Origin of the sequence: Hymenobacter lucidus, from assembly GCF_020447265.1 — a bacterium.
GTDB classification, from domain to species: Bacteria; Bacteroidota; Bacteroidia; order Cytophagales; family Hymenobacteraceae; genus Hymenobacter; species Hymenobacter lucidus.
In genome coordinates, this window is sequence record NZ_JAJADR010000005.1 from 223,734 (window position 1) to 250,695 (window position 26,962).

Annotated in this window: 21 protein-coding genes and 1 other RNA gene; 10 read left to right on the top strand and 12 right to left on the bottom strand. The window is 57.8% G+C overall.

Going from position 1 to position 26,962, the window contains the following annotated elements; translation table 11 throughout:
- Positions 1–4: 4 nt before the first annotated feature.
- The 5 genes from LGH74_RS17200 to LGH74_RS17220 all read right to left on the bottom strand — a co-directional run bounded on the left by LGH74_RS17200 (position 5) and on the right by LGH74_RS17220 (position 8,294).
- Positions 5–1,366, bottom strand: coding sequence for a glucoamylase family protein (locus LGH74_RS17200; protein WP_226177542.1), 1,362 nt, complete (start codon positions 1,364–1,366; stop codon positions 5–7).
- Between the two features lie 162 nt (positions 1,367–1,528).
- On the bottom strand, positions 1,529–3,070 hold the full coding sequence (locus LGH74_RS17205) for a RagB/SusD family nutrient uptake outer membrane protein (RefSeq protein WP_226177543.1): 1,542 nt from the start codon (positions 3,068–3,070) through the stop codon (positions 1,529–1,531).
- 12 nt (positions 3,071–3,082) lie between these two features.
- The gene (locus tag LGH74_RS17210; RefSeq protein WP_226177544.1) at positions 3,083–6,355 is read right to left on the bottom strand and encodes a SusC/RagA family TonB-linked outer membrane protein; all 3,273 of its coding nucleotides are present in this window, start codon (positions 6,353–6,355) and stop codon (positions 3,083–3,085) included.
- 166 nt (positions 6,356–6,521) lie between these two features.
- Positions 6,522–7,538: a FecR family protein gene (locus tag LGH74_RS17215; RefSeq protein WP_226177545.1), complete on the bottom strand. Its 1,017-nt coding sequence runs from the start codon at positions 7,536–7,538 to the stop codon at positions 6,522–6,524.
- A gap of 138 nt (positions 7,539–7,676) precedes the next feature.
- Complete coding sequence (locus tag LGH74_RS17220; protein WP_226177546.1) at positions 7,677–8,294, bottom strand: sigma-70 family RNA polymerase sigma factor; 618 nt, start codon at positions 8,292–8,294, stop codon at positions 7,677–7,679.
- 537 nt (positions 8,295–8,831) lie between these two features.
- Here LGH74_RS17220 and LGH74_RS17225 point away from each other — a divergent pair.
- Positions 8,832–9,044: a hypothetical protein gene (locus tag LGH74_RS17225; RefSeq protein ID WP_226177547.1), complete on the top strand. Its 213-nt coding sequence runs from the start codon at positions 8,832–8,834 to the stop codon at positions 9,042–9,044.
- Positions 9,045–9,305: 261 nt separating this feature from the next.
- Positions 9,306–9,719 (top strand): hypothetical protein, encoded by a 414-nt coding sequence (locus LGH74_RS17230; protein WP_226177549.1) that lies wholly within the window; start codon positions 9,306–9,308, stop codon positions 9,717–9,719.
- 111 nt (positions 9,720–9,830) lie between these two features.
- Here the strand turns inward: LGH74_RS17230 and ssrA are convergent.
- Positions 9,831–10,201: a transfer-messenger RNA gene (gene ssrA / locus LGH74_RS17235) on the bottom strand.
- A gap of 134 nt (positions 10,202–10,335) precedes the next feature.
- Between ssrA and dnaX the strand changes: the two genes are divergently transcribed.
- From dnaX to LGH74_RS17260, 5 genes are all read left to right on the top strand, one after another.
- Entirely contained in the window at positions 10,336–12,465 is a 2,130-nt protein-coding gene (gene dnaX / locus LGH74_RS17240) for a DNA polymerase III subunit gamma/tau (RefSeq protein ID WP_226177550.1), read from the top strand.
- Positions 12,466–12,808: 343 nt separating this feature from the next.
- Positions 12,809–15,817, top strand: a complete 3,009-nt coding sequence (locus LGH74_RS17245; RefSeq protein WP_226177551.1) for a M16 family metallopeptidase — start codon at positions 12,809–12,811, stop codon at positions 15,815–15,817.
- A gap of 228 nt (positions 15,818–16,045) precedes the next feature.
- Positions 16,046–17,311, top strand: a complete 1,266-nt coding sequence (gene icd, locus LGH74_RS17250) for an NADP-dependent isocitrate dehydrogenase (RefSeq protein ID WP_226177552.1) — start codon at positions 16,046–16,048, stop codon at positions 17,309–17,311.
- 100 nt (positions 17,312–17,411) lie between these two features.
- Positions 17,412–17,693 (top strand): P-loop NTPase family protein, encoded by a 282-nt coding sequence (locus LGH74_RS17255; RefSeq protein WP_226177553.1) that lies wholly within the window; start codon positions 17,412–17,414, stop codon positions 17,691–17,693.
- A gap of 258 nt (positions 17,694–17,951) precedes the next feature.
- Positions 17,952–18,902: a hypothetical protein gene (locus LGH74_RS17260; RefSeq protein ID WP_226177554.1), complete on the top strand. Its 951-nt coding sequence runs from the start codon at positions 17,952–17,954 to the stop codon at positions 18,900–18,902.
- Positions 18,903–18,987: 85 nt separating this feature from the next.
- Here the strand turns inward: LGH74_RS17260 and LGH74_RS17265 are convergent, their stop codons facing one another.
- Positions 18,988–19,698: a hypothetical protein gene (locus LGH74_RS17265; RefSeq protein ID WP_226177555.1), complete on the bottom strand. Its 711-nt coding sequence runs from the start codon at positions 19,696–19,698 to the stop codon at positions 18,988–18,990.
- Between the two features lie 44 nt (positions 19,699–19,742).
- A complete protein-coding gene (locus LGH74_RS17270) occupies positions 19,743–20,003 on the bottom strand; it encodes a hypothetical protein (protein ID WP_226177556.1) in 261 nt (86 codons plus the stop codon).
- A gap of 129 nt (positions 20,004–20,132) precedes the next feature.
- On the opposite strand from LGH74_RS17270, the gene LGH74_RS17275 reads away from it, so the two are divergent.
- Positions 20,133–21,326, top strand: a complete 1,194-nt coding sequence (locus LGH74_RS17275; protein ID WP_226177558.1) for a hypothetical protein — start codon at positions 20,133–20,135, stop codon at positions 21,324–21,326.
- Positions 21,327–21,526: 200 nt separating this feature from the next.
- Here LGH74_RS17275 and LGH74_RS17280 read toward each other — a convergent pair whose 3' ends face one another.
- Positions 21,527–22,372 (bottom strand): class I SAM-dependent methyltransferase, encoded by an 846-nt coding sequence (locus LGH74_RS17280; protein ID WP_226177559.1) that lies wholly within the window; start codon positions 22,370–22,372, stop codon positions 21,527–21,529.
- Between the two features lie 541 nt (positions 22,373–22,913).
- Here LGH74_RS17280 and LGH74_RS17285 point away from each other — a divergent pair.
- Positions 22,914–23,759, top strand: coding sequence for a M12 family metallopeptidase (locus tag LGH74_RS17285; protein WP_226177560.1), 846 nt, complete (start codon positions 22,914–22,916; stop codon positions 23,757–23,759).
- A gap of 194 nt (positions 23,760–23,953) precedes the next feature.
- Here the strand turns inward: LGH74_RS17285 and LGH74_RS17290 are convergent, their stop codons facing one another.
- A complete protein-coding gene (locus tag LGH74_RS17290) occupies positions 23,954–24,637 on the bottom strand; it encodes a ferritin-like domain-containing protein (RefSeq protein WP_226177561.1) in 684 nt (227 codons plus the stop codon).
- Between the two features lie 186 nt (positions 24,638–24,823).
- On the opposite strand from LGH74_RS17290, the gene LGH74_RS17295 reads away from it, so the two are divergent.
- The gene (locus LGH74_RS17295) at positions 24,824–25,123 is read left to right on the top strand and encodes a DUF3817 domain-containing protein (RefSeq protein ID WP_226177562.1); all 300 of its coding nucleotides are present in this window, start codon (positions 24,824–24,826) and stop codon (positions 25,121–25,123) included.
- A gap of 24 nt (positions 25,124–25,147) precedes the next feature.
- Here LGH74_RS17295 and LGH74_RS17300 read toward each other — a convergent pair whose 3' ends face one another.
- Positions 25,148–26,152 carry an alpha/beta fold hydrolase gene (locus tag LGH74_RS17300; RefSeq protein WP_226177563.1) on the bottom strand — a complete coding sequence of 335 codons (1,005 nt, stop codon included), beginning with the start codon at positions 26,150–26,152 and terminating at the stop codon, positions 25,148–25,150.
- A 52-nt stretch (positions 26,153–26,204) separates the two neighbouring features.
- Positions 26,205–26,807, bottom strand: coding sequence for a Crp/Fnr family transcriptional regulator (locus LGH74_RS17305; RefSeq protein WP_226177564.1), 603 nt, complete (start codon positions 26,805–26,807; stop codon positions 26,205–26,207).
- Between the last annotated feature and the right edge of the window lie 155 nt (positions 26,808–26,962).

A 26,962-nucleotide genomic window follows, 5' to 3' on the forward strand; every position in this document is an offset into this window, starting at 1 on the left:
TCTTCTACTTCTTGATCTGCGGGCTTTCGAAGCCGAGCTTGGTGAGGCCGCGCTGCACGTCGGGGCTGCTCATAAACAGCTTCCAGAGCAAGCCCGACCGGTGGTTTTCAATCATGCCCACGATGGGGCCCTGGTCGATGGCCAGGTGAGATTTGGCGTACCAGTTGTGGTGCTCACTGAAGCCATCCACAAAGCCGTACTCACTCCAGATTTTGTCGCCCAGGTCGTTGTAGAAGTGCCGTAAAGCCAGCATCGAAAACTCCGGCGTGTAGGGCATAGCCGACAGCGCGGCCGTGGGCGAAATCACGCCTAAGTCTTCGGAAGGCGAGTGGGCGGCGTAGCCCTGGTAGCTGTCGGAAGCGGTGAGGCCCCAGCTGTTGGGGCCGTAGCCCTTGTACTTCTTGGGGTTGTCGAGGCAGTAGGCGTGGTTGATGAGGGTGTGGTTGCGGTTCTGTTCCCAGTAGTCGGCGTACTGGTCTTTGAGGCCGCGCGGGTCGAGGCCCAGGAAGGTGTAGTGGGAGAAAAACAGCGGCCCGCCGTAGTCGAAGCCCAGCGGCAGCTTGATGTTGTAGAACGTTTTGCCGTTGCGGAAATAGTCGCCGGTAGCCCAGCCCTGGTCATACACCTTCTTGTCGATACTGTACTTGGGCGAGGCGGCGGCCAGCACATAGGTTATCAGGCACTCGTTGTAGCCGTGAATCTGGTGGTTCATGCTCCAGCCATTGTTCGGGCTCCAGTGCCAATAGAGCACGTTTTGTCCGCCCTGCTGGTGCCAGTTCCACTCCACGCCCTCCCACATCCACAGAATGTGGTTGCGTAAGTCCCGCTCGGCCTGGTTTTCCTGGGTGAAATACTGCCGGGCGCAGATCAGGCCCTCAAACAGAAACGACGTTTCCACCAGGTCGCCGCCGTCGTCTTTCTGGCTGAAGCGAATCACCTTGCCCGTGGCCCCGTTGAGCCAGTGCGGGTACACGCCATGAAACGAGTCGGACTTCTCCAGAAACCGCACGATTTTGTAGATGCGGGCCGCCGCCTGCTCCCGGGTTATCCACTTCCGCTCGGCCGCCACGATGATGGCCATAATGCCGAAGCCCGTGCCGCCGGTCGTTACCACCTCGTTGCCGTAGTCGTAGGCCACATTGCTCCGCTCCCGCGCCATGCCCGACACGGGGTGGCCGAAGTCCCAGAAATAGCGGAAGGTTTGCTTCTGCACTAGGTCCAGCAGCTGCTCATCGGTCAGGTTGCGGGGCCGCTGCTTTGGGTCAAACTTGGCGGCCGGAGCATCTTTAGCCGGCGCGGTTTTTTGCTGGGCCAGCAGACCGAGCGGCAGCAACCAGCACAGGAGAAGGAGGATTTTTGCTTTCATAGGCCTTGGTGCACCTCACCCCTAGCCCCTCTGCGAAAAGGAGAGGGGAACTAGCTCTAATTTTTAGAACCAGGCTTTACTTGGGCAGGCGTTGATTAGAAAACTAAAAGCTAGTTCCCCTCTCCTTTTTCGGAGAGGGGCTAAGGGTGAGACGCAACGGCACTAATACCCCAGGTTCTGCTTCAGCTGCCCGCCGCTGAGGTCAATCTGCTCCTGTGGAATCGGGAACAGCTCGTGCTTACCCTTGACGAAGGTTTTGCCCTGGGCCGCAAAAATGGGTACGATGCGGCCGGGCTGCACGCTTTCCTGGCGCACCAGGTCGAAAAACCGGTCGTGCTCCAGGGCCAGCTCCACGCGGCGCTCCTGCCAAATGGCGGGCAGCGTTACACTGGTCAGGGCGGGCAGGCCGGCGCGGCGGCGCACGTCGTTTACACGGGTCAGGGCGGGGCCGCTCTGCCCGGTTTGCAGGCCAGCTTCGGCGTTTATCAGCAGCACCTCGGCGTAGCGCATGATGCGCACATTCTTGGGCAGGTAGTCGTTGTTGCCGCAGTTGCGCTCCTTGGTGCGGCTGTGGTAGGCCTTGTAGCTGTAGCGGAAGTTTTCCACCGAGTCCTTGCTCGGAATCCGGAACCCGTCCCAGAGCACCGTGCCGGTGCGGGCCGTGGTAATGAAGATGATACTACCGGCCCGCCGCTTATCACCGGGCTCGTAGGCATCGGCCAGCTGCTGGGTGGGCGTGTTGAAGCCGAAACCTAGATCCGCCCAGCCGCCCCGGCCGCCGGCCCGGGGGCCCTGGCTCACGGTGTAGAGGTTCACCGCCGAGTTGTTGCAGGAGGCATTTACGCCCGTCTGAATCTCGAAAATCGACTCCTCGCTGTTGGCCCCCGCTTCCCGCCAGATGTTCTCATACGTGGGGTAGAGCCCATACGCGCCCGATTTGCCGGTAATGATTTCATTGGTGAGGTCGTAGGCCTGCTGGTAGTTTTTCTGGTACAGATACACTTTGGCCAGCATAGCCTGAGCAGCGGCTTTGGTGGCCCGGCCGGTTTCGGTGGCGCCCTTCAGCGGCAGGTTGGCGGCGGCAAACTGCAGATCATCAATGATGAGTTGGTAGATTTCCTGGGCCGAAGCCCGCGCCTGCAACGCCGGGTTGTTGATTTCCGACGTGGCCGGCACTCTATCCAGCTTGGGCAGGCCGCCGAAGAAGCGCACCATGTTGAAGTAGAAGTAGCCGCGCAGAAACCGGACTTCCCCGATCAGCCGGTTCTTGGTAGCCTCGGGCGCGGGGCTCAGTGGAATCTTATCCAGCGCTTGGTTGGCGCGGTTGATACCCTGGAAATAGCCTTTCCAGACGTTGTTGACGATGCCGTTGCTGGGGCTGAGCGTGAAGTTGTCGACCTCGCCGGCCGGACCGTAGTCGGTGGGCGTGCTGCCTTTGTCGGAGTCGTCGGAGGCCACGTCGGTCAGAATTACGAACTGCAGGCCGTGGGTGTCGGGGTCGAAGCCGCCGAGGTACATCACGTTATACACCCCGTCGACCAGCTTCTGGGCCGCGGCCGGGTCGGTCCGGATCTGGTCTTCGGTGAGCTGGCCCTGGGGCGCGACGTCCAGGAAATCTTTGCAGCCCACGGCGGCCGCCGTGAGCGTGAGGCCAAGCGAGGCCAGGGCAATGCGCCGGGCAAGAGAAGTGGTAGTAGCTTTCATGGGGCGGCGAGCTTAGAAATTGACGTTGAGTCCCAGCGCGAGGGTGCGGCTGGTGGGATACGTGGTGGCCTCAATGCCGGAATCGAGCGGGCCGCCCGGCAGCTCGGGCGTAAAGCCCGAGTAGTTGGTGATGGTAAACAGGTTCTGGGCCGTGGCAAACACCCGCAGCGAGGAGATATAAGCCTTTTTGGTCAGCTCCACGGGCAGCGTGTAACCCAGCACCAGGTTATTGAGCCGGATGTAGGAGCCCGACTCGATGAAGTAGGTGGAGTTGGGCGTGTTGTTGCGAATGGCGGCCGGGTTGTCCTGCGAGGGGTTAGCTAATGTCCAGCGGTTGGCGGCAAAGTCGGCTTCGATGTTGTCGGTAATGGCGCCGGTGGCCTGCTTTTTCCGGTTATACACCTCGTTGTTCACATTGCCCGAAAACACGAACGAGAAATCCACCCCGCCGTAGTTCAGCCCGCCGTTGATGCCGAAGTACATGGGCGGCTGGTAGGAGCCCGCGTATACCCGGTCGCGCAAGTCGATGGTGCCGTTGCCGTCGGTGTCGGCGTATTTCAGGTCGCCGGGCTGGGGCGTGAAGAGCGTGTATTTCGGATAGGCGTCGATTTCGCCCTGGTTCTGGAACACGCCCACGGTTTGCAGCACGTAGAACGAGCCGGCCGCCACGCCGTTGTCGGAGCGTGTCACGTTGTTGGCCCCGCCAAACAGGGCCTGGCCGCCGTTCAGGTTTTCGATACGGTTCTTGTTGAAAGTGGCATTCACCCCAAAGTTGTAGCTGAGCTTCTCCCCCACCATGGCCTTCCAGTTCAGGGCTGCTTCCAGGCCCTCGTTGCTGATGTCAGCGGCATTGGTGATGTACTGGTTGTCGGGGTCACCAAACAGGCCGGGGATGTTCACCGGAATCAGCGCGTCGGTGGTTTTCTTCTTGTAGTAAGTCACCTCGCCGCTCAAGCGGTTGGCGAGGGTGGCAAATTCCAGGGCCACGTCGTACTCGGTCGTTACTTCCCAGCGCACGTTGCGGTCCTTGATCTGGCTAATAACCGCACCCAGCACCGGCTGATTGTTGAAGACGTAGGGAATGTTGGTTTCGGCCGTGGTGATGTACGCCGTGGGGTCAATCTGGTCGTTGCCGAGCTGGCCGTAGCTGGCCCGCAGCTTCAGAAAATCCACCAGCTTCTGCTCTTTCAAAAAGGTTTCCTCGGTCAGAATCCAGCCCAGACCCAGGGACGGAAACAGGCCCCACCGCTCGTCGGCGTTGAATTTGGAGGTGCCGTCGTAGCGCACGTTGGTTGTGAGCAGGTACTTGTCGGCGAAGGCGTAGTTGATGCGGCCCAGGTACGAGAGGCGCCGGTCTTTACCCAGCGTGGGCGCCCCGTTTACCGACGTATTCGGGTCGCCAGTATTCAGGTACCACTGGTTCGGGTCTTCGGGCACGTTGCGTCGCCCGCCGGAAAGGGAGCTGCTGTTGCCTTCTTCCATCACCGTGCCGGCCAGCAGCGTCAGGTTGTGCTTTTCGGCGAATACTTTCTGGAACGTGGCCGTGTTTTCCCAGAGGTAGCGGGTGCTGTTATTCTGGGTCACGTTCAGGTTGCTGAGCGTGTTCTGCTGGTTGCCGCCGGCTTTGAGGAAGGTCACTTCGTCGTTGCGGTACTGGTAGTCGTATACGCGCCGGTTGTTGAAGTTTAGATCCACGTTGATGGCCGAGCGCAGTGTGAGGGCCTCAATGGGTCGAAAATCCAGTCCGACGTTGCCCTGGAGGCGGTTTTCGAAAGAGCGGTTGTTGTTTTTCTCAATGTCCAGCACCGGGTTGCCCACGTTACCAAAGGCCGAGGTGTTGCCGTAGCGGCTGCCCTCCTTGGGCGTAATGACCGGGGCGGCGCGGTAGGCGTTCTGGAAGGCCGTGGCAAAGTTCACGTCCTTGGTATTGGCCCGGCTAAAGGAAATCTGGGAGTTGACGTTGAACTTGGGCGAGAGGGTAAAGTCGGTGTTGGACCGCACGCTCAGCCGCGAAAACTCGTTGCCGATGGCAATTCCGTTATCCTGCAAGAGGTTGCCGCTGAAGTAGTAGCGCACGTTCTCATTGGCCCCCGACACGGCCAGGTTGTGGTTCTGAAACGAGGAGCGGCGTAGGATCTGGTCGTACCAGTCGGTATCGGCCGGGTTGTCGGGAATGGTAGTGGTGGGCGACGTGTCGCGCAGGTAGTTGGTGTACTGGCCGGCATCGGCCATTTTTACCAGGTGCGCGGCCTGCTTGAAGCCGATAGTGGTGTTATAGCTCAGCACGGGCTTACCCTGCTTGCCCTTTTTGGTGGTTACAATGATGACGCCGTTGGCCCCGCGCACCCCGTAGATGGCGGCGGCCGAGGCGTCTTTTAGCACATCGATGCTTTCAATGTCGGCGTTGCTCAGGTTGCGGATGTCGGTAGTTTGCACCCCGTCGACCACGTAGAGCGGCTCGGCCCCGGCCAGCAGCGTGCCCGTGCCCCGGATGCGTACTTTGGGCTGGGCGTTGGGCGTGCCGTCGGAGGTAATCTGCACGCCGGCCGTTTTGCCCTGCAGGGCCTGCGTGGGCGTTTGCACCGGCTGGTTCACGATTTCGGCGGCATCCACGCGGGCTACTGCGCCGGTTACGTCGCGGCGCTGCTGGGTACCGTAGCCCACTACCACCACTTCGTTCAGCGTCTGGGTGTCGGGGGCCAAGGCCACGTCCACGGAAGCGCGGCCGGCCACGGCCACTTCCTGGGCAGTGTAGCCGATAAAGGAGAACACCAGCGTGGCGTTGTCAGGCACCTGCAGGGTGTAGCGGCCGTCGGCATCGGTCTGGGTGCCGGTACTACCGCCTTTCACCGTCACGTTCACGCCGGGCAGCCCCGCGCCTTTCTCATCCACTACGCGGCCCGTCACGGTGGCATCCACCACGGCAGCGGCCGGACTCAGAATAATCCCGCTCGGAATCAGCTCGTAGGTGATGCGCAATGGGTCGAGCACCGCGTGCAGGGCCGTAGCCAGGGGCTGTTCCACAATATCGACCGACACGCGGCGCGTGGCCCCGATAAGCCGGCTGCTGTACTGAAACCGGGCCGTGGTTTGGGTTTCAATCTTGCTGAGCACCGATTTCACGGTTTCGGCCCGGGCCTGAATGGTTACCGGCTGGGTGAGCAGCGGCTCCGAATCGGTGGAGCGGGCCTGGGCGCGGCTGCCGACAGCCAGGCTGAGCAGCACCAGCAGCGCGATTCGCCGCAGGTGGCCCGTTACGGGAGAAGGTGGTAGAAAGAGAATCATAGGGCAGTGGTGGGGTTTGGGGAGAGAAGTGCATCAAAAGCAGCCGACATTCAGCCATGAAAGCCGAAACCAGGCTCAGGCGCCGCCTTACGGCCGCTTGGCAGAAAGCCGCAAACGTTTGCAGGTATATTGTGTCATAGGCAAGCCAGTTAATAACAGGACCGTTTTAGCATTTTCCGGGGCGTAGCAGAATGTGGGTGTGGTCTTTTTCGTAGGAGGCCCCCAGTATTTTGCAGAGGATATCCAGCTTGTCGTAGAGCGGCTCATTACTGAGCGTGAGCGTGACGGTGCAATTGGCAAAGGCCGCTTTATCGTATTTGATTGGCACGCCATAAGCAGCTTCCAACACGGCCAGCACTTCGGCCACCGGCTTGTCGTCAAACACGAACGACTGCGGCGTGAGCAGTGCCGGGCGGGCCGCTAGGTCTTGGGTGAGTTGCTGCCGGTCGGCGCGGTAGAGGGCCTGCTGGTTGGGCAGCACAATGATGCTTTGGGCCGGGGAAGCCGCCGTCGAGGCGCGGGGCGTAACTTGTACTCGGCCGGTTTTTACCAGCACCAAAGCTTCTTTCTGACCCGCAAATGCCTGCACCGTAAAACTGGTGCCCAGCACTTTGGTCACGACCTTATCGGTGTATACCAGGAAAGGCCGGGCCGGATTGTGGGCCACCCGGAAAAAGGCCTCACCCACCAGATACACGTTGCGGCTCGCTTGCCCCCGAAACTGCCGGGGGTATTTGAGTTGGCTGGCCGCTGCCAGCGTCACCGCGCTGCCGTCGGCTAATTTGAGGGTTACGGGTCGGCTGGTAGTATTGTCGTATAGCTGCCATCCGGGCTGCAGTGCGGCCCCGGCCGGCCGCCGGGCAATTGTCGCTTTTGCCTCGTCCCTCACGAGCTGGGGCCAGAAGGCAGCACTCAACCCCAGGCCCAGTACCACGATGGCCGCCGCCGCGTACCGCCCGATTTGGCCGAGTTGGAACGAATCTGGGACCGGGGGCCCACTGGCCTCGTCGGTGATGCGCTGCCACAGGGTCGCTTTCAGCAGAGCCTGGTCTTCGGGGGTCAGTTCAAGCTGCTCGCCCGAATCCAAGCTGGCGTACCACTGCTCCACAGCCTTTTTTTCGGCGGGTGTGCAGGCTCCCTGCTGGTAGCGGCGCAACAGATCCTGAAAGTCGGCGGGCTTCATATGAGACATCATCAGAGGGCTTCTGAATCAGTAGTAGCTCAACTGGGCCTCACCCCTAGCCTGCCGGCAAAAAAATTTCCTGGCCCAACCTGAGCAATTACGCTTCTCTTCTGCGTCCGCGCTGCCGCAGCCGGGCCATCACCCCCAGAGCAGGACAAAAACCAACACCAGAAAATCCTTGAGCCGCACGCGCAATACTTTCAGGGCCCGGGTGAGGTGGTATTCGACCGTTTTCTGCGACAGGTTCAAATAGCCCGCAATTTCCCGCACCGACTGGTGCTCAAAACGGCTGCGTCGAAACACTTCCCGCGTGTGCAGCGGCAGCACGCTCAGGCTGCTGGCCAGGGCCATCGACAGGTCGGCAGCGGCCAGGGCTTGCTCCGTACCGTGGTCGGCAGTGGCAGCGGGGTGGCGGCGCGTGTAGGAAAGGTAGGCCGCGTGCGTCATCCGGGACTTCAGCCAGTCGAGCACCTGGTAGCGCACGGCCGCGTGCAGATAACCGCTTAGGTTGAGAATGGGCTGCTCGCGGCGACGGTTCCAGAGGGCCAGAAACAGTTCCTGCACAATTTCCTCCGCTCCTTCCCGGGTGCCGACTTTGCGGTGGGCCAGCCGCAACAGCGGCAGCCAGTACCGCTCGTAGATTTCCGCAAAAGCCAGTTCGTCGTCCCGGAGCAGCGCCTCGGCCAGCGCGGCATCATCCCAGGCCGCGTACAGCTTCAGGGCGGGTGACGAACAAGGGGCGACGGGGCTTGGCATGGAAAGGAAGTGCAGCTAACCGGGAAGAACGTTTGGGCTAATTGCCCGCAAGGAAATTACTTCCTTCTAACGCGGCCAACGGCATACTGTTTCTGCCTTTTGCCCAATTCGGCCGTACTCCACCCATGCTAGAGTTACATCCACCTGCTCTGAGTTTATCACCAGCACTACCCCACCCATGGTACCCGATGCTTACCGAATGGGAAAAATATAACTTTACCTATATTTAGATTATCGCAACTGAGGGGTGCGATAATAATTCAGTTGCTTTTTGCGCAAAAAATCACCCTGAGCGGCGTTGCCCACACCCAACACAGCATCAACCAATAAGGCCAACAACTATTTTTTATCTTATTTCACTTTCCATATTTTCTGCCAATAGAGGCCGGTACAGGTATTTTTCATCTATGTTTTGTATTTCTCGCAGCGCGGCACTGTTTGTTCTCTGAACTTTTGGTCCGGTTATGGGTTATTATCAGCTAACGCGTGTACCGGCTGGCACGAACCCTTTTGGTAGTAAAGCGCGTTGCCCATAGTATGTCAACTTCTGCGAAACGCACCCGCGCGCCTAAAGCCAGCGAAACTACTGCTGCTCCTATTTCCCACGCCGACCAGCTGTCAGCCCTTTATATCCGCGAACAGGGTAAAACCAAAATGTACAAGCACGATGCCTGGGGCCACCTGGAAACCCGCTTTGTACGCACCCAGAACGTAAAAGCCTGGGAGGAAAAAGGATTTGTAGCGGGCTAATTCCGCTCGGTATTTGCAAAGAGAAGCCCCGGCCGCATGGTCGGGGCTTTTTGCGTTTGCCCTCACTCAGGCTCTACAAGCCCCCCTGGGTAGTTTTCTGCCCAGATTTTAAAAGAGTGTGGTACGGGTAAAGAATACCTTGGCTGTTCTGGTATAAAGGTCAGGCGAGGTGGTATTTTTCTCTTGATATAATACTGCAAGGGCTATGGCCGTTAAGCTGCCGATTGAGCATATTCTCGATTTTCAATATAACGCTTCTCTATGCCCCGTTTGTTTGCCCTGCTCCTGCTATGCCTGACTTTACTAACAGCATCCTGTAAGAAAGACTCTACGTCTCCAGTACCTGAACTGGAAGGACGCTGGGATTTCGAGAGCTGCACTATCTATGAATATTCATCTGACGACAAGCTCATTGACCAAAGAAATTGGCCTCTCCCCCCGCATTACATTGTATTTTCCGCGGGCATGATAACCAAATACGACGCTACCACTAACCTCAAGAACGATGAGCGTCCTTATACCCACGAAGGCAATATTCTACGCTATCCGTCATTCCCCAAAGGTGACTTAAACATCGTCGAACTAACCACAAACAAGCTTACACTGCTCGGCAATAAAGAACCCAACGATATTCCAGGCCACTACATAGTAGCGGAACTTAAGCACACACGTTAGTGCGTGCGCCACTTTGTTCAGAGGCAACAGAGTTGCTGTAAGTATCTCGTTTTACCCCAAACAATTGGCAGCAAACAAAAAATGGCCTTCCCGTTCCCAGGAAGGCCATTTTTGTGGAGCTGCAGGGAGTCGAACCCTGGTCCAGACAAGGAAACCGTCGAGCTTTCTACGTGCGTATCTACGCTTAGATTTTCGTGAAACTCCGGGCGCGCATCAGGCCCGTAGAGTCTCCTTAGATGCAGTTGATTTTCGCCAGGAAGTCACACCTCCTTCCTGACTATCTTCTACTTACGACGCCCCGAACTCACCCGTGTAAAAGAAAACGGGTGCGGGACGATGACAATGCTTAGTACCTAGACTAGGCAGCCATGGCGTAGCTATACTCGCCAGTTATTGTTCGGACGAATTGTTGTCAAGTGGTTCGTCCAACACTCAGCACGCTTACTCGCGACTTGCGCAAGCTGTCAATTCCGGTCAGCCCCAAATGGTAAAGAACGTTTCCCGCCACAAGTAGCGGGGTGCGAATGTACGCAATCAAGTCCAATAACGTTCGAAAACCTGGGTTTTGTTCCCTTCCAATCCCCGTCTTTTCGGGGTATCTTTGCGGCCAGCACTTATGGAAAATTTCGTCGTTTCGGCCCGTAAATACCGTCCTGCCACGTTTCGGAGCGTGGTGGGGCAGCAGCACGTAACTACCACCCTGCAGAACGCCATTACCAGCAAGCATCTGGCCCAGGCGTTCCTGTTTTGTGGCCCCCGGGGCGTGGGCAAAACCACCTGCGCCCGGATTCTGGCCAAAACCATCAATTGCGAATTCGTGGAGGAGCACGTGCGCCAGGGCCGCCCGGTTTCGGAGCTGCTGCGCACCTCGCCCGACATCGTGCCGGCCGCCCTGCATAAGGCCGCCGACCCCGATAATACGCCCTTCGAGCTGGAAGCCTGCGGGCAGTGCGCCTCGTGCCGGGCTTTCCAGGAAAATGCCTCCTTCAACGTGCACGAGCTGGATGCGGCTTCCAACAACTCGGTGGAAGACATTCGCAGCCTGGTAGAGCAGGTGCGCTACGCCCCGCAGCAGGGTCGCTTCAAGGTGTACATCATCGACGAGGTGCACATGCTGTCGAATGCGGCTTTCAATGCCTTCCTGAAGACGCTGGAAGAGCCGCCATCCTACGCCATCTTCATCCTGGCAACCACCGAGCGGCACAAGATTATCCCGACCATTCTCTCCCGTTGCCAGATTTTCGACTTCAACCGGATCCGGGTCGATGATATCCGGGGGCACCTGCGCTACGTGGCTACCCAGGAGAAAATTGGGGCCGACGACGACGCGCTGCACCTGCTGGCCCAGAAAGCCGACGGCGGCCTGCGCGACGCGCTGAGCATGTTCGACCAGATGGTGACCTTCTCGGGCCACAATCTGACTTACAAGGACGTGGTCCAGAACCTGCACATTCTGGATTATGAATACTACTTCCGCCTCGTCGACGCGCTGCTGAGTGAAAACCTGTCGGCCTCGCTGCTGCTGCTCGATGAGGTGATGCAGAACGGCTTCGACCTGCACAACTTCGTGGTGGGCGCCGCCGAGCACCTGCGCGGGCTGCTGGTGTGCAAAGACCCCGTGACGGTGCAGCTGCTGGAAGTGTCGGAAGGCATTCGGGCGCGCTACGTGCAGCAGGCCGGGGCCGCGCCCCTTGCGTTCCTACTCTCGGCCCTGAACCTGGTTAGCCAGTGTGACCGGGAATTCAAGCAGGCCAAAAACCAGCGCCTGCACGTAGAGCTGATGCTCATGAAGCTGGCCTACCTGAATGGGGCGGTGCAGTTTGCCCGCGAAATCGGTTCTTCTTCGTCAAACGGCGAGGCTAAAAAAAAAACTAGTGTAGCGCCGGCCGCAGCCAGCAATGGCACGGCACCTACGCCCAATGGCCAGCCCAACAACGGCACGACCGAAGCCCCCGCCGCGTACAAGCCCGCCCCGCCGCCTGCACCTAACAACCAGCAACCAACAACCAACAACCAATTAGCCCACGCCCCGGCCGACCCCGAGCCCATTGTGCCGGTCGAAAGTGGTATTGAAGAGCTGCACGACACGCCCAGCATTGAGGACGAGGCCGCTACTGAGGTGCCCCCCACCCGCCAGCTGCGCGACACGGTGCCGCACGTCGAAATCGGGCGGCCCAGCATTGCGGGCCACGAGCCGGGCCAGCCGGCCGTAACGGCCGCGCCCCTGCCGCCCCGGCCCGGCATTGCCCCCAAACCCATTGGGCTAGGCAGCAAGCTGCCGGGCCTGGGCAGCCTCAAGGAAATGAAGGCCCAGCAGGAACAGCAGGCCGCGGCCACCAAAGCGCCGGTGGAAGTGGAAGCTACCGGCCCCGTCAGCGGCCTGCCCACCATCGACGAAGCCCTACTGCACCGCGTGTGGAGCGAGCTGACGAATGAGTGCAAAGAGCACAGTCTGAGCGAGTACACCATCCTGAACCGCCCCTTCCAAGCCAACGAGCAGCATCTGATTGTGCTGCGCGTCGATAATCCGATTCAGGAAGACCAGTTCAACGAGTTCCGGGCCGGCTTCCTGACCGAGCTGCGCCGCCGCACCGGCTACCCGCGCCTCAACGTGCAGGCCGAAGTAGTGGAGCAGGTCGATACCCGCCGCAAGCTCTACACCTCCACCGACCGGTTTGAGTACCTCTCGGAGAAATTCCCTGCCCTACTCGTCATGAAAGAGCGCCTGGGCCTCGATACCGACTAACACGGCCGACGAGCCCTCCTTGTATGTAGCGCGAACTTTGTAGTTCGTGTGCCAGCGCCTTTTAGGTTGTTCTGGTACGCGAACTACAAAGTTCGCGCTACTCACGCTTTAGCCCCCTATGACTTGTAGCAGAGTTCAGCTGTGCGGGTTACGGCTGAAATGGCACCGGTAACGATTGAGGCCGGGCCCACCCCTGCCCTACATACAAAATATTCCGGACTTTGCAGCCAACTTAAAAGTGCCTCATACTCAGCACTAAGGCGCATTCCGTTTTTAATTCCAATACCAGCCGCCTATCTTTGAAAACTTGGTCTTACGCTCCGCTTTCTGCTCTGGGAATTTCGTGAAAAAACCCTTTCTGCTTCTATTTCCAGCCATTGCGGCGCTTGGCCTCACCACCCAGTGCCAGACGAGCAAACCGGCCGCTTCGGCCTCCGCTACTAGCCCGACGGCCCCGGCCGCCACGCCTCAGGCCAAGGAATATAAGTACGAAACCGTTGCCGGCGACCCGCTCAAGGCGCGCATCTACACCCTCGGCAACGGCCTGACCGTTTACCTCTCCGACTACGACGACGCGCCCCGCATTCAGACCTACCTGGCCGTGCGGGCCGGCTCCAAAAACGACCCCAGCACCACCACCGGCCTGGCCCACTACCTGGAGCACATGGTGTTCAAGGGTACTTCGCGGCTGGGCACCCAAAACTGGCCGGCCGAAAAAGCGGAGCTCGACAAGATTGAAGTACTCTACGAAGTGTACCGCACCAAAACCGACGCGGCCGAGCGGAAGAAAATTTACCACCAGATTGACTCGGTTTCGAGCGTGGCGGCCAAGTATGCCGTGGCCAACGAGTACGACAAGGTGATGGGCGCCATCGGGGCCAAGGGCTCGAATGCCTACACCTCGGTGGAGCAGACGGTGTACCAGGAGGATATTCCGTCCAACCAGATTGAGAAGTGGGCCGCCATCCAGAGTGAGCGGCTGCGCGAGATGGTGCCGCGCCTGTTTCACACGGAGCTGGAAGCGGTGTACGAGGAGAAAAACCGGGGCCTCGACAACGACTTCAACAAGGAGTTTGAGGCCCTGAACGCCAGCTTGTTTCCAACCCACCCCTACGGTACGCAAACGACCATCGGGACGATTCAGCACCTGCAAAACCCCTCCATTACCGAAATCAAGAAGTATTTCGGCCAGTATTACGTGCCCAACAACGTGGCGCTCTGCTTGAGCGGCGACCTGGACTACGACCAGACCATCCGCCTTATCGACCAGTATTTCGGTAAGCTGCAAAGCAAGCCGGTGCCGGCCTTCACGCCCGCCCAGGAAGCGCCCATTACCGCCCCCATCGTGCGGGAAGTGGTAGGCCCCGATGCCGAAAACGTGATGGTCGGCTTCCGCTTTCCGGGCATGGCTACCCAAGATGCCCTGGTGCTGCGCATGATTGACCGGCTGCTCAGCAACGGCCAGGCCGGCCTGATTGACCTCGACTTGAACCAGCAGCAGCGCGTGTTGCAGGCCGCCTCGTTCACGCAGGTGTTCAACGACTACTCCGAGCACATTCTCTACGCCACCCCCCGCCAGGGCCAGACGCTGCCCCAGGTGCGCGACCTGCTGCTGGGCGAGCTGGCCAAGATCAAAAAGGGCGACTTCCCCGACTGGCTGATTCCGGCCATCATCAACAACGAGAAGCTGACCCGCACCAAGGGCCTGGAAAGCAACGAGGCCCGCGCCAATGAGTTTGTGCAGGCCTTTATCGGCCGCCTGAGCTGGCCCGAGGCCCTGAAACAGTACAACGACTTCGACAAAATCACGAAGGAAGACGTACTGCGCGTGGCCAACCAATACTACGGCCAGAACTACGTGCTGGTGTACAAGAAAACCGGCAAAGACCCCAACACGGTGAAAGTGGTGAAGCCGGCCATTACGCCGGTGCCCGTGAACCGTGAGGTGGCCTCTACCTTCTACAAGGAAGTAACTAGCCAGGCCTCACCGGAATTGCAGCCGGTATTCGTCAATTATAAAGAAGACATCCAGGAAACGACGCTCAAATCAGGTGTTCAGGTATTTCACACCCGCAACACCGAGAATGGGCTGTTCAATCTGTACTACATCCTCGACCTGGGCACCAACAACGACCCGCGCCTGGGCCTCGCCGCCGACTACCTCCAGTACCTCGGCACCGATAAGCTCACCGCCGCCCAGCTCCAGCAGGAGTTCTACAAGCTGGGTTGCTCCTTTGGCGTGAGCAGCGGGCAGGACCGCGTATTCGTGAGCCTCAGCGGCCTGGATAGCAACTTCGAGCCGGCCCTTCAGCTGTTTGAAAGCCTGCTGGCCTCGCCCAAGCCCGATGCCAAAGCTCTGCAGGATATGGTGGCCGGCGTGCTCAAGGCCCGCAAGGATGCCAAGCTGAACAAGCAGACGATTCTGAGCCAGGCCATGGTGAACTACGCCAAGTACGGCCCGAAAAACCCCTTCACCAGCCAGCTGAGCGAGAAGGAACTGAAGGCGTTGAAACCTACGGACCTCACGGCGCTGACCAAAAAGCTGACCAGCTACCAGCACCGGGTGTTGTACTACGGGCCGCGGAAAGAAGACACCACAACGGCGCAGTGGGACAAGTTGATTCCCTTGACGGTTGTAGACGTTCTCAATACATACCACCGTACCCCCGCCAAGCTCACACCCGTACCGCCGGCCAAGGACTTTGCCGAGCAGCCGCTCAAAGACCGTAAGGTGTACTGGGTCGACTACAATATGGTGCAGGCCGAAATCCTGTTCCTGACCAAGGGCGACGCGTACGACAAAACCATCGTGCCCACCGTGCGCCTCTACAACGAGTATTTCGGGGGCAGCATGGGCAGCATCGTGTTTCAGGAATTGCGCGAGTCCAAGGCGCTGGCCTACTCCGCTTCCTCGGGCTACACCAGCGCCGACAAGCTGGGCCGCAGCAGCTACAACCTGAGCTACATCGGTACCCAGAGCGACAAACTGCCCGAGGCCATGGCCGGTATGCAGGCCCTGCTCACGGATATGCCCGTGGCCGAAGCCAACCTCGAAATTGCCAAGCAAAGCATCCGCAACAGCATTGCCACCGAGCGAATCACCAAGTCGGACGTGCTCTTCAGCTACGAGCGCGCCAAGCGCCTGGGCCTCGACTACGACCTGCGCCGCGACGTGTATGAGCAAACCCCGAAAATGACCTTCGACGACCTGAAGAAGTTTCAGCTCGCCAAAGTGAAGGGCCAAAGCCAGACCATCCTGGTTATCGGCTCCAAAGACCGCCTCAATTTCAAGGAATTGGCCAAGTACGGCCAGGTCCAGCAACTCACGCTGAAAGAGATTTTCGGCTATTAACCAAGTATGCTCCTTATCAGAACGTCACACAGAACGTCATGTCGACCAGCGGGAGACATCTCGCGTGCCACAGTAATCTAATTACGACTGCAACGACAGCACGCGAGATGTCTCGCTTTGCTCGACATGACAACCAATTCTGACTAAGGAGCACACGCGGATATACTACTCTAAAAACAACTCAAACACCCCAAATAACTGTCAATTCGCAACTGACAATCTTTAACAATGGCAGACAACAAAATCACCATCAAAGGCGGCAAGCTCAACGTACCCGATCAACCTACTATTCCCTTCATTGAGGGCGACGGTACGGGTCCGGACATTTGGGCGGCTTCCGTGCGCGTCTTCAACGCGGCGGTGGAAAAAGCCTACGGTGGCGCGCGCAAGCTGGTGTGGAAAGAAGTAATGGCGGGTGAGAAGTCGTATAAGCAAACCGGCAACTGGCTGCCCAACGAAACCCTCGACGCTTTCCGCGACTACCTCGTGGGCATCAAAGGCCCCCTAACCACTCCCGTGGGCGGCGGCATCCGGAGCCTGAACGTGGCCCTGCGCCAGGAGCTGGACCTCTACGCCTGCCTGCGCCCCGTGCGCTGGTTTGAAGGCGTGCCTTCCCCCGTGAAGCACCCTGAGCTGACCGACATGGTGATTTTCCGCGAAAACACCGAGGACATCTACGCCGGCATCGAGTACATGAACGGCACGCCCCAGGCCCAGAAAATGCTGGAATTCCTGCAGGACGAGATGGGCGTGAAGAAAATCCGCTTCCCCGAAACCTCTTCCTTCGGCATCAAGCCCGTTTCCAAGGAAGGCACCGAGCGCCTCGTGCGCGCCGCCATCCAGTACGCGCTGGAGCACAAGCGGCCGTCGGTGACCATCGTGCACAAGGGCAACATCATGAAGTTCACCGAGGGCGCCTTCAAAACCTGGGGCTACGAGCTGGCCGAGCGCGAGTTCGGCGACCGGGTCTACACCTGGGCCCAGTACGACAAGGTGCTGGCCAAGCAGGGCCAGGAAGTAGCCGACGCCCAGCAGAAAGCGGCCCTCGACAGCGGCAAGATCCTGATTAAGGACAGCATCGCCGATGCCTTCCTGCAGCAGATCCTGCTTCGCCCCGCCGACTACTCGGTTATTGCCACCCTCAACCTGAACGGCGACTATATCTCCGACGCGCTGGCCGCCATTGTGGGCGGTATCGGCATCGCGCCCGGGGCCAACATCAACTACCTCACCGGCCACGCCATCTTCGAAGCTACCCACGGCACCGCGCCCAAGTACGCCGGCCAGGACAAGGTAAACCCCGGCTCCGTGATTCTCTCCGGGGCCATGATGCTTGAGCACCTGGGCTGGCAGGAAGCCGCCGACCTGATCTACAAAGGCATCGAAGCCGCCATTGCCTCCAAGCGCGTCACCTACGACTTCGAGCGCCAGATGGAAGGCGCCACGCTGCTCAAATGCTCCGAGTTCGGCGACGAGATTATCGCCCGGATGTAGTAGCTACATTCCACAAGAAAAACAGCCTCGCCTTGTGTACACAAGGCGAGGCTGTTTTTTTCTTTAACTTGAATTAAAATTTCTCACAAACAATATAAACATGGAGCTATATTCCCAGCTCGGCTTTTCTGAAAATCTATTCTCTACCTTTTCGGCGGAAGAAGAAAAGGCCTTTTTAAAAAATGTATACATCGAACCATTATTTTTCAACACTCTAAAATCTGATATTAAAAGAGGTCATAGCAGATTTATTGTTGGCTCAAGAGGAATAGGAAAAACAGCTTTAATAACAAGGCTCAAGGAGACTTTAGAATCTGAAAGCATTCTAAGTATATTAATTGATGATTTTGATTCTATACCTGAAAACAACAATGAAAAATAGATACTAACTCTAATTATTCAAAAGATAATCACTTCATTTTCTTTTGAACTAAGCCGCAGACCGAGCCTAATAAATAGATTAAATAATACACAAAAAGAACTTCTTTCATTTGTAATTAAAGACTTCTTTATAACTATTAGCAAGTCAGAATACGAGAGAAGATACAACAAAATAGACAATATAAAAAGTCGAAATTTTTTCAGAAGATTAATAAATAATTTTTTTAACAAACCTATAAATTATTTTATTTCAGGTGCAATGGAGGTTGTTTCTAAGACAATAAGGGAGTCCTTGGGTCTACCAGAACATGGCTCTAATGAATTCTATAAAGTCTATCTTCCAGAACTGAAGATTGAAGAAATTACCCCTGATACAAACAAATGTTTATACAAAGAATACAGAGCTCTGAAACAGATATTGAATGACATATCTGAATTAGTAAGGTTTTGTGGATTCGGTACGACCACTGTTTTCTTCGACAAAATTGATGAATACACTTTACTTGACAGTAGCATCAAGAATGTTGCTTCCTTCTTAGAAAGCTTTTTAAGAGATACAACCGTATTAATGAATGAAAACTACGCTCTGGTATTCAGTATATGGGACGTCGTCAAACCCGAACTCGCTCATAAAGGCGTTAGATTTGACAAGATCAAACCAGTAGACATAACGTGGAATTCCGATGAACTTAAAGGCATCCTAAATAAAAGAGTTAAGTATTTCAGCAATTCTTCTAAGTCTATTAGCGACCTTATCACAGACGATCAATCTATTGATTCAATAATTAACTTAGCAAGCAACTCCCCTAGGCATATGTTTAGAATATTGTCATACATATATGACGTTCAATCTAATGACACAAATGTTAATACACTTTCTTTCTCAAAAGAAGCAATCAAGGGTGGTCAATCAATTTATGCAAGCAGCTTTGATTTCTATTCTATTTATCCGACTAGCAGAGGTTCAAGCAAAGATATAATGCTAATAGTCAACAAACTACTAAAACTAAACAAGATAAATTTCACTACCAGAGACTTTCAAAAAGGGCTGCAATTGCAGTATGAGGGTGCATCATCTAATATTAAGACCGCCCAAGATTATGACCTAATAAAAGAAGTCCCAAATGCAAGAAGCACAAAGACCTATAAAGTAAAAGATCCAATTATAAGGCATTTGATTACAATTGGAGTAAAGGAAATGCAGCAGTAGAGTATAACTATTAGGATAAGCCTACAACACCCCACAAAAAAGGGCACCCAACCGGGTGCCCTTTTTCATTCCAACCTATTCCCTCCTACTCCCCCGATTCCCCGCCATGCTCCGTGCGCACGCGCTTGAGGAGCTGGCTGAGGGTGTAGCTGTTGCGGGCTTTGGCTTTGTCGGAGCGGGCGTAGAGGCTTTTGCCGTCGGCCAGCACGTCCTTCATCAGGGCGTAGAGGTGGTTGAGGGTGGTCATGTTGTCGGCGGTCAGCTCCTTGCGGCTGCCGATCTGCAGGTCCTGGAGCGTCGTGTCCTGGGCCAGGTCGGCTTGCAGGGTGCGCAGGGCCGTAGTGGCGGCTGCCGGGTGGCCCTTGGCCTGCAGGGCCGGGAGGTTGGCGTCCAGGTTCTGCACCAGGGTTTTGAGCTTGGTTTCGAGGCGCTCCATGTCGCCGGAGCTGCGGGCCTGCCGCACTTCCTTGATACCAAAGGCCGCGGCCGGCACCGTGAGCGGAGCCGCCCGGCGCACCCGCGCTTCGAGGTGGTCGAGCAGGGCGGGCAGCGCGGCCGAGCTGGTTTTGATGCGCTGGGTAATCAATTGGCCCTCGGCCCGGGCAACCGAGGAGCTCACCAGCGCATCGGCCGCGGCGAGGCGGGCGGCGTAGTCGGGCAAAAACTGCGGGCCATACTCATCGGGTAGCAGCGCCTCGAAATCGGCCCGGTCGCGCGTAACGTAGCTTTGCAGTAGGCGGGCCAGGGGCACCAGCTCCTCATGCCGGAAATTGAAACTAGGGGTAGGCTTACTCATACAAACACTGTAGATAAAGGGTGTAACATGGCCGTAAGCTAGCGTTATTTCCGGCTCACCCCGCTTCGGGCACCGGGAGTTTCTTGGTGCGTCTTCGTCGGGCCTGCCGTGGTCGTCGGCGGCGGTTCAGGGGCCATCGTCAACGGTTCGAGGGTCATCGTCAACGCTTCATAGCCCATCGTCAGAGCTTCAGGAGCCATCGTCAACGCTTCATGGCCCATCGTCAGAGCTTCGGGGGTCATCGTTGGCGGTTCGGGGGCGGCCGGTGGCGGTTCAAAGGTCATCGTCAGAGCTTCGGGAGTCATCGTTGGCAGTTCGGGGGCGGCCGGTGGGGGTTGAAGCCCGTTGAGGATAATTTTGTGCGGCGCCGGCAGCAGAAAGAGTAGGTTGGGCGGCGGTTTGTGGGCTAATTTGCTTTCCCTTATCCGTCTCCTATGCCCGCTATTACTACGCTGGGGCGCTTCTGCTCCCTGTTGCTGCTGCTCACCGCCGCCTGCTCCCCCGACAATGAGCCGCCCGCGCCGGTTACCAGCACCAGTACCTTCGAGAAGGTGATTCCCCTGCGCAGTGCCAACGTCACCGCCACCGACATTACGGAGCTCTACGGTGGAACACTGTTTGTGCTGGGGCAGGTCTCCGGGCCCAACGGGGCACAAGCGGCACTGCTGGCCAGGCTCACCGCCACCGGCGACACGGTCTGGACCCGGCGCTACTCCCTCGACCCCACCACCAGCCAGACATCTGCCTTTGGCTACCAGATTGTTCCCACCATAGCCAGCACAGACGACCAAATAGTCCTATTCGGCCGCATGACGACGCCCAGTACAGGAACCCAGTTGGTCGTTCAACAGATAATTGTTGCTACCGGCGAAATAATGTGGAGCACCGTTATTCCCTCCACCAACCCATATCATACATGTAAAGTAGTTCGTACTAATGCAGGCGGCTACATGGTGGTAACCACCAGCAATCAGGCGCACCGCTTTACTCTTTGCAGACTTTCCCGCACCGGTGCTATAGAATTCACTACTACCCTGCCCGGCGACGTGCCGACCAGCATTTGTATGGTTAAGAGTAGCAGTAACTTTTTCGCCAACACTTACGGTATTGCCGGTGTGAATGATCCTTTGGGTAAGCAAGAGCCATTTCTCTCTGAAGTCACCGAGAATGGAGCGGTGCTCTGGAGCGAGGTACAAACCGGTTTGCATTTTAGCCTGAACAATACCCTGGTTCCACTGGGTTATAGCGGTTTTGCCCTATTCAGTGGCCCCGACCCGGCAGGTGAGCAACCGATTCAACTGCTGCGCACGGATAACAATGGTCGTAAAATATCTTCCATAGTGGTAGCGCCGGATATCAAGGGCTTTGTGAACCGGATAGCAGTAACCCCGGATAACAATCTGGTGATGGTCGGTGCGCAGACGGAAAAGACCAGTACCGGCACGGCCTATCATCCGCTGGTGCTGCGCCTCTCGTTGGCCGGTGTCGAGCTGAGCCGGCAAACGAAGCCGACGGTATCCGGCACGGTGGCATCGGTATTCAAGACGCTGTATGGGGAGCTGATCTTCTGCTCAACCGAAGCCAATCGGCTGGTAGTACGGCGCACCAATCCCGATCTGACGCAGTAAAGCCTGCTTTCGGTGGCTATTGAGGCTCCAACACGAATTATCCAGCATTCTTCATACGCAAAGAGGGCACCCATACCGGGTGCCCTCTTTGCGTATGAAGCCGCCGGCTACGGCCTTTCGCAGCCTGATTTCCCGGCCGCTGATACTGCCGTGTCATTGCCCTGGCCGGCACCAGGGTCCGCTGCTTTATTTCCGCTCCCCTACTTCTCCCCCGCCACGATTACCGTTCCGTAATCCAGGGCCGCTTTCTTGTCGGGGTACTTCTGATCCACCAGCTCGAATACCTGACCTTTGATGGTTTCCTTGGTGGCGTTGTCGGCTTTGCTCAGGGCCGCTACCACGGGCGCGGCCACCTCATTCATAAACTGCCAGTAGGTTTCGTTGCTGCCGCACTTGAGCTGGCCGGTTACTTCCTTTTCGGTCACGCTACGGAAGCCGGCCTGCCGGAACAGCTCGGCCAGGCAGCCCGGGCTGCCGCAGCGGAACATGCCCGGCGCCCCGGCCGGTGGCGCGGGCAGCTGCAGGTTCTTGTTGATGGTGCTCATAATGGCCGTTACCCACACGTTTTTGTCGGGGGTGCTCCACACGGCCGCCGCAATCCGGCCGCCGGGCTTCAATACCCGCCGCATCTCGCGGGCCGCCAGCAGCATATCAGGAAAGAACATAAAGCCGAAGCGGCAGCTCACGGCATCGAACGTAGCATCGTCAAACGGCAGCTCGCACACGTCGCAGGCCACGGTTTCGTAGTTGACGATACCCTTGGCGGCGGCTTTGTCGCGGGCCACGTCGAGCATGCCCTCGGCCAGATCGGTAATCACGACCTTGCCCTGGCGCACCAGCGGCGCAATGCTCAAACCCGGCTCACCGGTTCCGGCGGCCACGTCGAGCACGGTATCATCTTCCTCCAGTTGCAGGGCCCGGATAATCTCCTGCCCCATCGGGTTCAGCCACTCCATCGTGAAGTCGTCCCATTTGCGCCAGCCCGACGAAAACCTGTTCCAGGTTTCCTTCTGCTGCTCCCGAATCTGTTCCAGTTGTGCCTCCATAATCCGTACGGGTTTGTTGGTGTACCTACCTGCTTCCACTTCCTGAGCACAAATCCTTTAAAGGCCAGCAATGCCCTCTCGCGCAAGTCTTTCTGCTCCTGCCTGGGGCAAGGCCAGCCGCGAGGCTACTTTGCCCCGCCCTGCCTGCCCCACGCCCGGCGGCCGGTAGCCGGGTCCGGGCGGGCGGCTTTTGGCACTCTTCCCGGAGTGCAGCCGATTCTAAATATAGTTATTTATCTATTTGTTTCGTCTCGTCGGAGCCTTTGCTCCCGCTCACCCCGCTACCTGATGGCCCCGGGCGGCCCCGATTACCAGGGGTTCCGAAAAGGCCTCGCTACGCAGCTAGCGGCCTGCTACTGATGCCCGTAGCTCAGCAGCCCGCACTACCCAGCAGCTGCCATTACGCTACCAAAATCCTATATACCTTAAAGCAATTTCAATAAAAGACATGATTATGTGATAGTATGTTAAATATTACCTCGCTTTATTTGCAAACTCACAATCCAATCTTTCTCACCAACCAAACCAACCAAGCCACTCTATGAAAACAAACCGTCTCCCGATTCTGGCGCTCTGGGCGAGCGTAGGAATTACTGCCTTGACCGGTTGCTCGAAAGAACAGGAAGCCGCCGCCCCGGTGGGCTCGGCTGCCAGTCAGGATGTAAAGGCCGAAGAAGCCTTCCCTAACCAGACCGGCACCGTAGTGGCGGGTAAACTGGGCAACGAGCCCATCGTCTACCAGAAAATCAACGGTGAAAACGTACTGGAAGGCGACATCATCCTAACCGCCAGCCAGGTGAACCCCACGGGGCCACAAACGGAAAGCGCCGGCCGCAACACCGGCAAGTGGCCCAGCGCCGTGGTGTACTACACCATCGACGCGGCCCTGCCCAGCCAGACCCGCGTAACCAGCGCCATTACCCACTGGCAGACCTACACGCCCGTTCGGTTTGTGAAGCGCACCACCCAGTCGAACTACGTAACCTTCCGCGTGGGCTCGGGCTGCTCCTCCAACATCGGCATGATTGGCGGCCGGCAGTACATCAACCTGGCTTCGGGCTGCACTACGGGCAATACGATTCACGAAATTGGCCACGCCCTGGGCCTGTTCCACGAGCAAACCCGTAACGACCGGGACACCTACGTGAACATCCTGACCCAGAACATCCAGTCGGGCTACGAAAACAACTTCGTGAAGTACAGCACCTCGGGCTACAGCGGCACCGACTTCGGCGCCCTCGACTTCGGCTCCATCATGATGTACGGCTCGTTCTCGTTCTCCTCGAACGGCCAGCCCACCATCACCAAAAAGGACGGCTCTACCTTCGACATCCAGCGCAACGGCCTCTCCACCGGCGACCGGGCGGGTATCGACATCATGTACTAAGCCAGCACGCCCGACCTGATTCTACGTCAGCCGGGTTGTCATAACCAAAACAGGACACTCCTAACGGGGTGTCCTGTTTCTGTTTTCAGGGGGATAGGAGCTTCGAGCAGCCTTATTTGTAGCAGCCAACTAAAAAGGGCACCCGCTGTCGGATGCCCTTTGTGATTTTTGTGCTTTGTCGAGCGCCAGCGGCCCTACTCCTGCTTGCCTTCCATCGACTTCAGGCGGTCATAAGTATTCTGGGAGTGCTGGTATTGCCGTTCCACAGCCTGGCGTAGCGTGCCCGACAGGGTGTTGTCGCTTAAGGCTTCTTTGTAGGCCTTCAGGGCCCACTCTTCGCCGTAGATGTTGGAGCCGAGGATGGCTTTTTCATCAGCACCGGTGAGAGCCGCTTTAGCGTCCATCCAAGCGCGGTAGAGTTTGCCCTTCACTGTAGTGCCTTCCTGCCGGCCGCCACCCTGCTGACGCAGATAGCCATTCAGCTCATTGGCAAACTGCTGGCTCTGGCTGACGAGCTGCTTGTAGTAGCCGCTCAGCTGCGGGTCCTGGCTTTCCTGCACGGCGCGCTGGTAGCCTTCTATCCGGTCATTCACGAAGTAGAGCAGCTCGTTGAGCGTGTCGGTTTGAGCATTGCTGCCGGCTTTAGTGGCTTTACCGGCCTTATTGCCGCGCAGCAGCGCAGCCACCCCCACGGCCAGCAACGCACCGCCAACTACTTTCTGGGTGGTGCTCATACGGCCGAGCAGGTCGCCTACGCTGCCTTTGTTGAGCCACTTACCGGCCTGGTTCAGCAAAGAGCCATCGGCATTCGAAGAGTCCCGCGAAGCGGAGTAGGAAGAAGCGCTGCCGCTACGAGTAGGTTGTTGGGAAGTATTCATAATCAAAGAATATTTTGGTGAATTCTTTCCGGGCTTACGGTATGCATGAACAATGAGTTAGGTCGAGCTTTGCAAATACCCTCTTTCAGGTTGTGCTTCGCGGGCGGTGTTTCGGCTCTATTTCGGCCCGGTGGCCCGGCTCCGGGAATACCGCCGTATCTTGCGGCCTCACTCGTTGCTGTTCGTATGCTTTCTTCTCTGTGGCGGACTTCGCTAGGCCGCTTACGCACCGTTGGCTTTCTGGAAGGCGTATCTTTTCTGGTGCTGCTGGGTATTGCCATGCCGCTGAAATACTTAGCCGGCCAGCCCGAAGCCGTGCGTTTGGTGGGCATGGCCCACGGAGTATTGTTTGTACTCTACGTGCTGCTGGTCATCCAGGTCAGCCTTGCCCGGAGCTGGTCGTGGGGCAAGGCGCTGCTGGCGCTAGTGGTATCGGTGGTACCGTTCGGCACTTTCTGGGCCGAGAAGAAGCTGTTTCAGGAGTAGCGCCGCCGGTGCCCTGCGGCCGCTTCACCTAGGCGGCTGGCCTTCTGGCTGGGGCTTAGCTTTAGCCTTAGCGTCAGCGGCGCGGCTACCCGGTGCCGGCACCTCCTCGGCCAGGATTTCGGCTACGGCCCGTAGCGCCTCCGCTGAGGTTTCGATGCCATGGCCAGTATTGGCAAACACCCGCACGCCGCGCAGATTTGGCAAGTCGCGCCGCGCCACTGCCACCGACTTGCGGTAGGGAAACAGCAGGTCCTTTTCGCCCACCAGCAAATATACTTCAGAGGTGACGCGGGCCAACTCGGTGGCGGGCATGGCGTAGGGCTTCTGGGTGCGGTCCTGGTAGTGTTGGATGGCAAACAGCTCATAGTCGGCCAACAGCTGGCGGGCCGGGGCCGACAGCTCGTGGTAGCCGGGACAGAACACGGCCGCGTCCAGAAACTTCAGCACGTTGGGCATGGTGGGACGCAGCAGCGGCAGCAGGTTGTAGTAGAGGTTGCGCCACGACAACGAAAACGGCTGCAGGCCCCCCGGGTTCAGCAGCACGATCTTGCCGACCAGCTCGGGCGCCACCTGGCTGAGCTTAAGGGCCAGCAGGCCCCCGAAGGAAGCCCCCAGGATGTGCGCCTGAGCCAGGCCCAGTTGCCGCAGCAGGCAGGCGGCCCAGTAGCCGTACTCGTTGCTTTTCACAGCGGGCGTGGTGCCCTCACTCAGGCAGGGCTGGCCGTTCACATCTACCAGGAAAATACGGTAGCGGGCTTTGAGCGGGGCTAGGTTGTTGTCGAGGTCCCAGAATAAACCCACGGTGCGGAAGCCGGGAAACACGACCACCGCGGGCCAGTCGGGTTGGTCGAGGTTAATACCCCACACGATAGTAGTACCCAACGGGCCTGGCACTTCCAGGCGGTGGTAGCGGCAGCCGTTGAGCTGCTCGACCTGCGCCACCCAGCCGTTGAGAAAAGCCGTGGCGGCGGGCAGATCCTTGAAAAAGGAGTGGTAGCGTTTCGGAGCGGTAGTGGGGGCCTGTTGCATGCCGCAAACTACGGGGCTGGGCCGGCGGCAAATGTTGGTACAAACCAAGTTTTCAGATCCGGATGGAGTTATAGAGCTTGCTGAAATTGGTAGGATCAATGTGCAGGTAGCTGGCAATGTACTTGTGGGGCACGAGCTGAAACAGCGGGGCGCTGCGCTGGGTGAAGCGCACAAACCGCTCCTCGATGCTACAGCTGTGGAACTCCTTGTGCCGGGCAGCCAGCCCCACAAATTTGGCCTCCACCATCTTGCGAAACAGCCGCTCCAACTGCTGCGACTGGTCGAAGAGCTCATTCAGACGCTGAAACGAAATGTAGGCCAGCCGGCTGGGCGTCAGGGCCCGGATGGCGTATTCGGAGGGGTTCTGATTGAGAAACGAGTCGGGGATGCCGGCCAACGACAGCGGGTAGGAAAACGACACGACGTGCTCCTTGCCGTCGTTGTTGAAATAGGCAATCTGTACGCCTTCGTACACGAAGTATAGGTCGCGCTCCACACTGCCTTCCCGCACCACCAACTCGCCTTTCTGGTAGCGCACGGTTTGCAGCTCGGCAAAAAGAAGCTGGTACACACTCTCGTCGGTGTCGTGAAACTTGCGCAGGAAGGGAATGTAGTCGGCAGCCGTAATGGAGACAACAGGCGGAGCAGCGGGCATACAGCAAGCAGATAAGAACGGGCCGCCGAAACCGAAGGCCATAGCTAAAGCTACGCAAATACCGGCGGCTGCGTGCCGCTACTAGCAGGCAGTGGCCCTACCTTGCCGATGCGCCACAATACCGCAATGCGCGCCGGCGTTCGGCTTGCTTACCT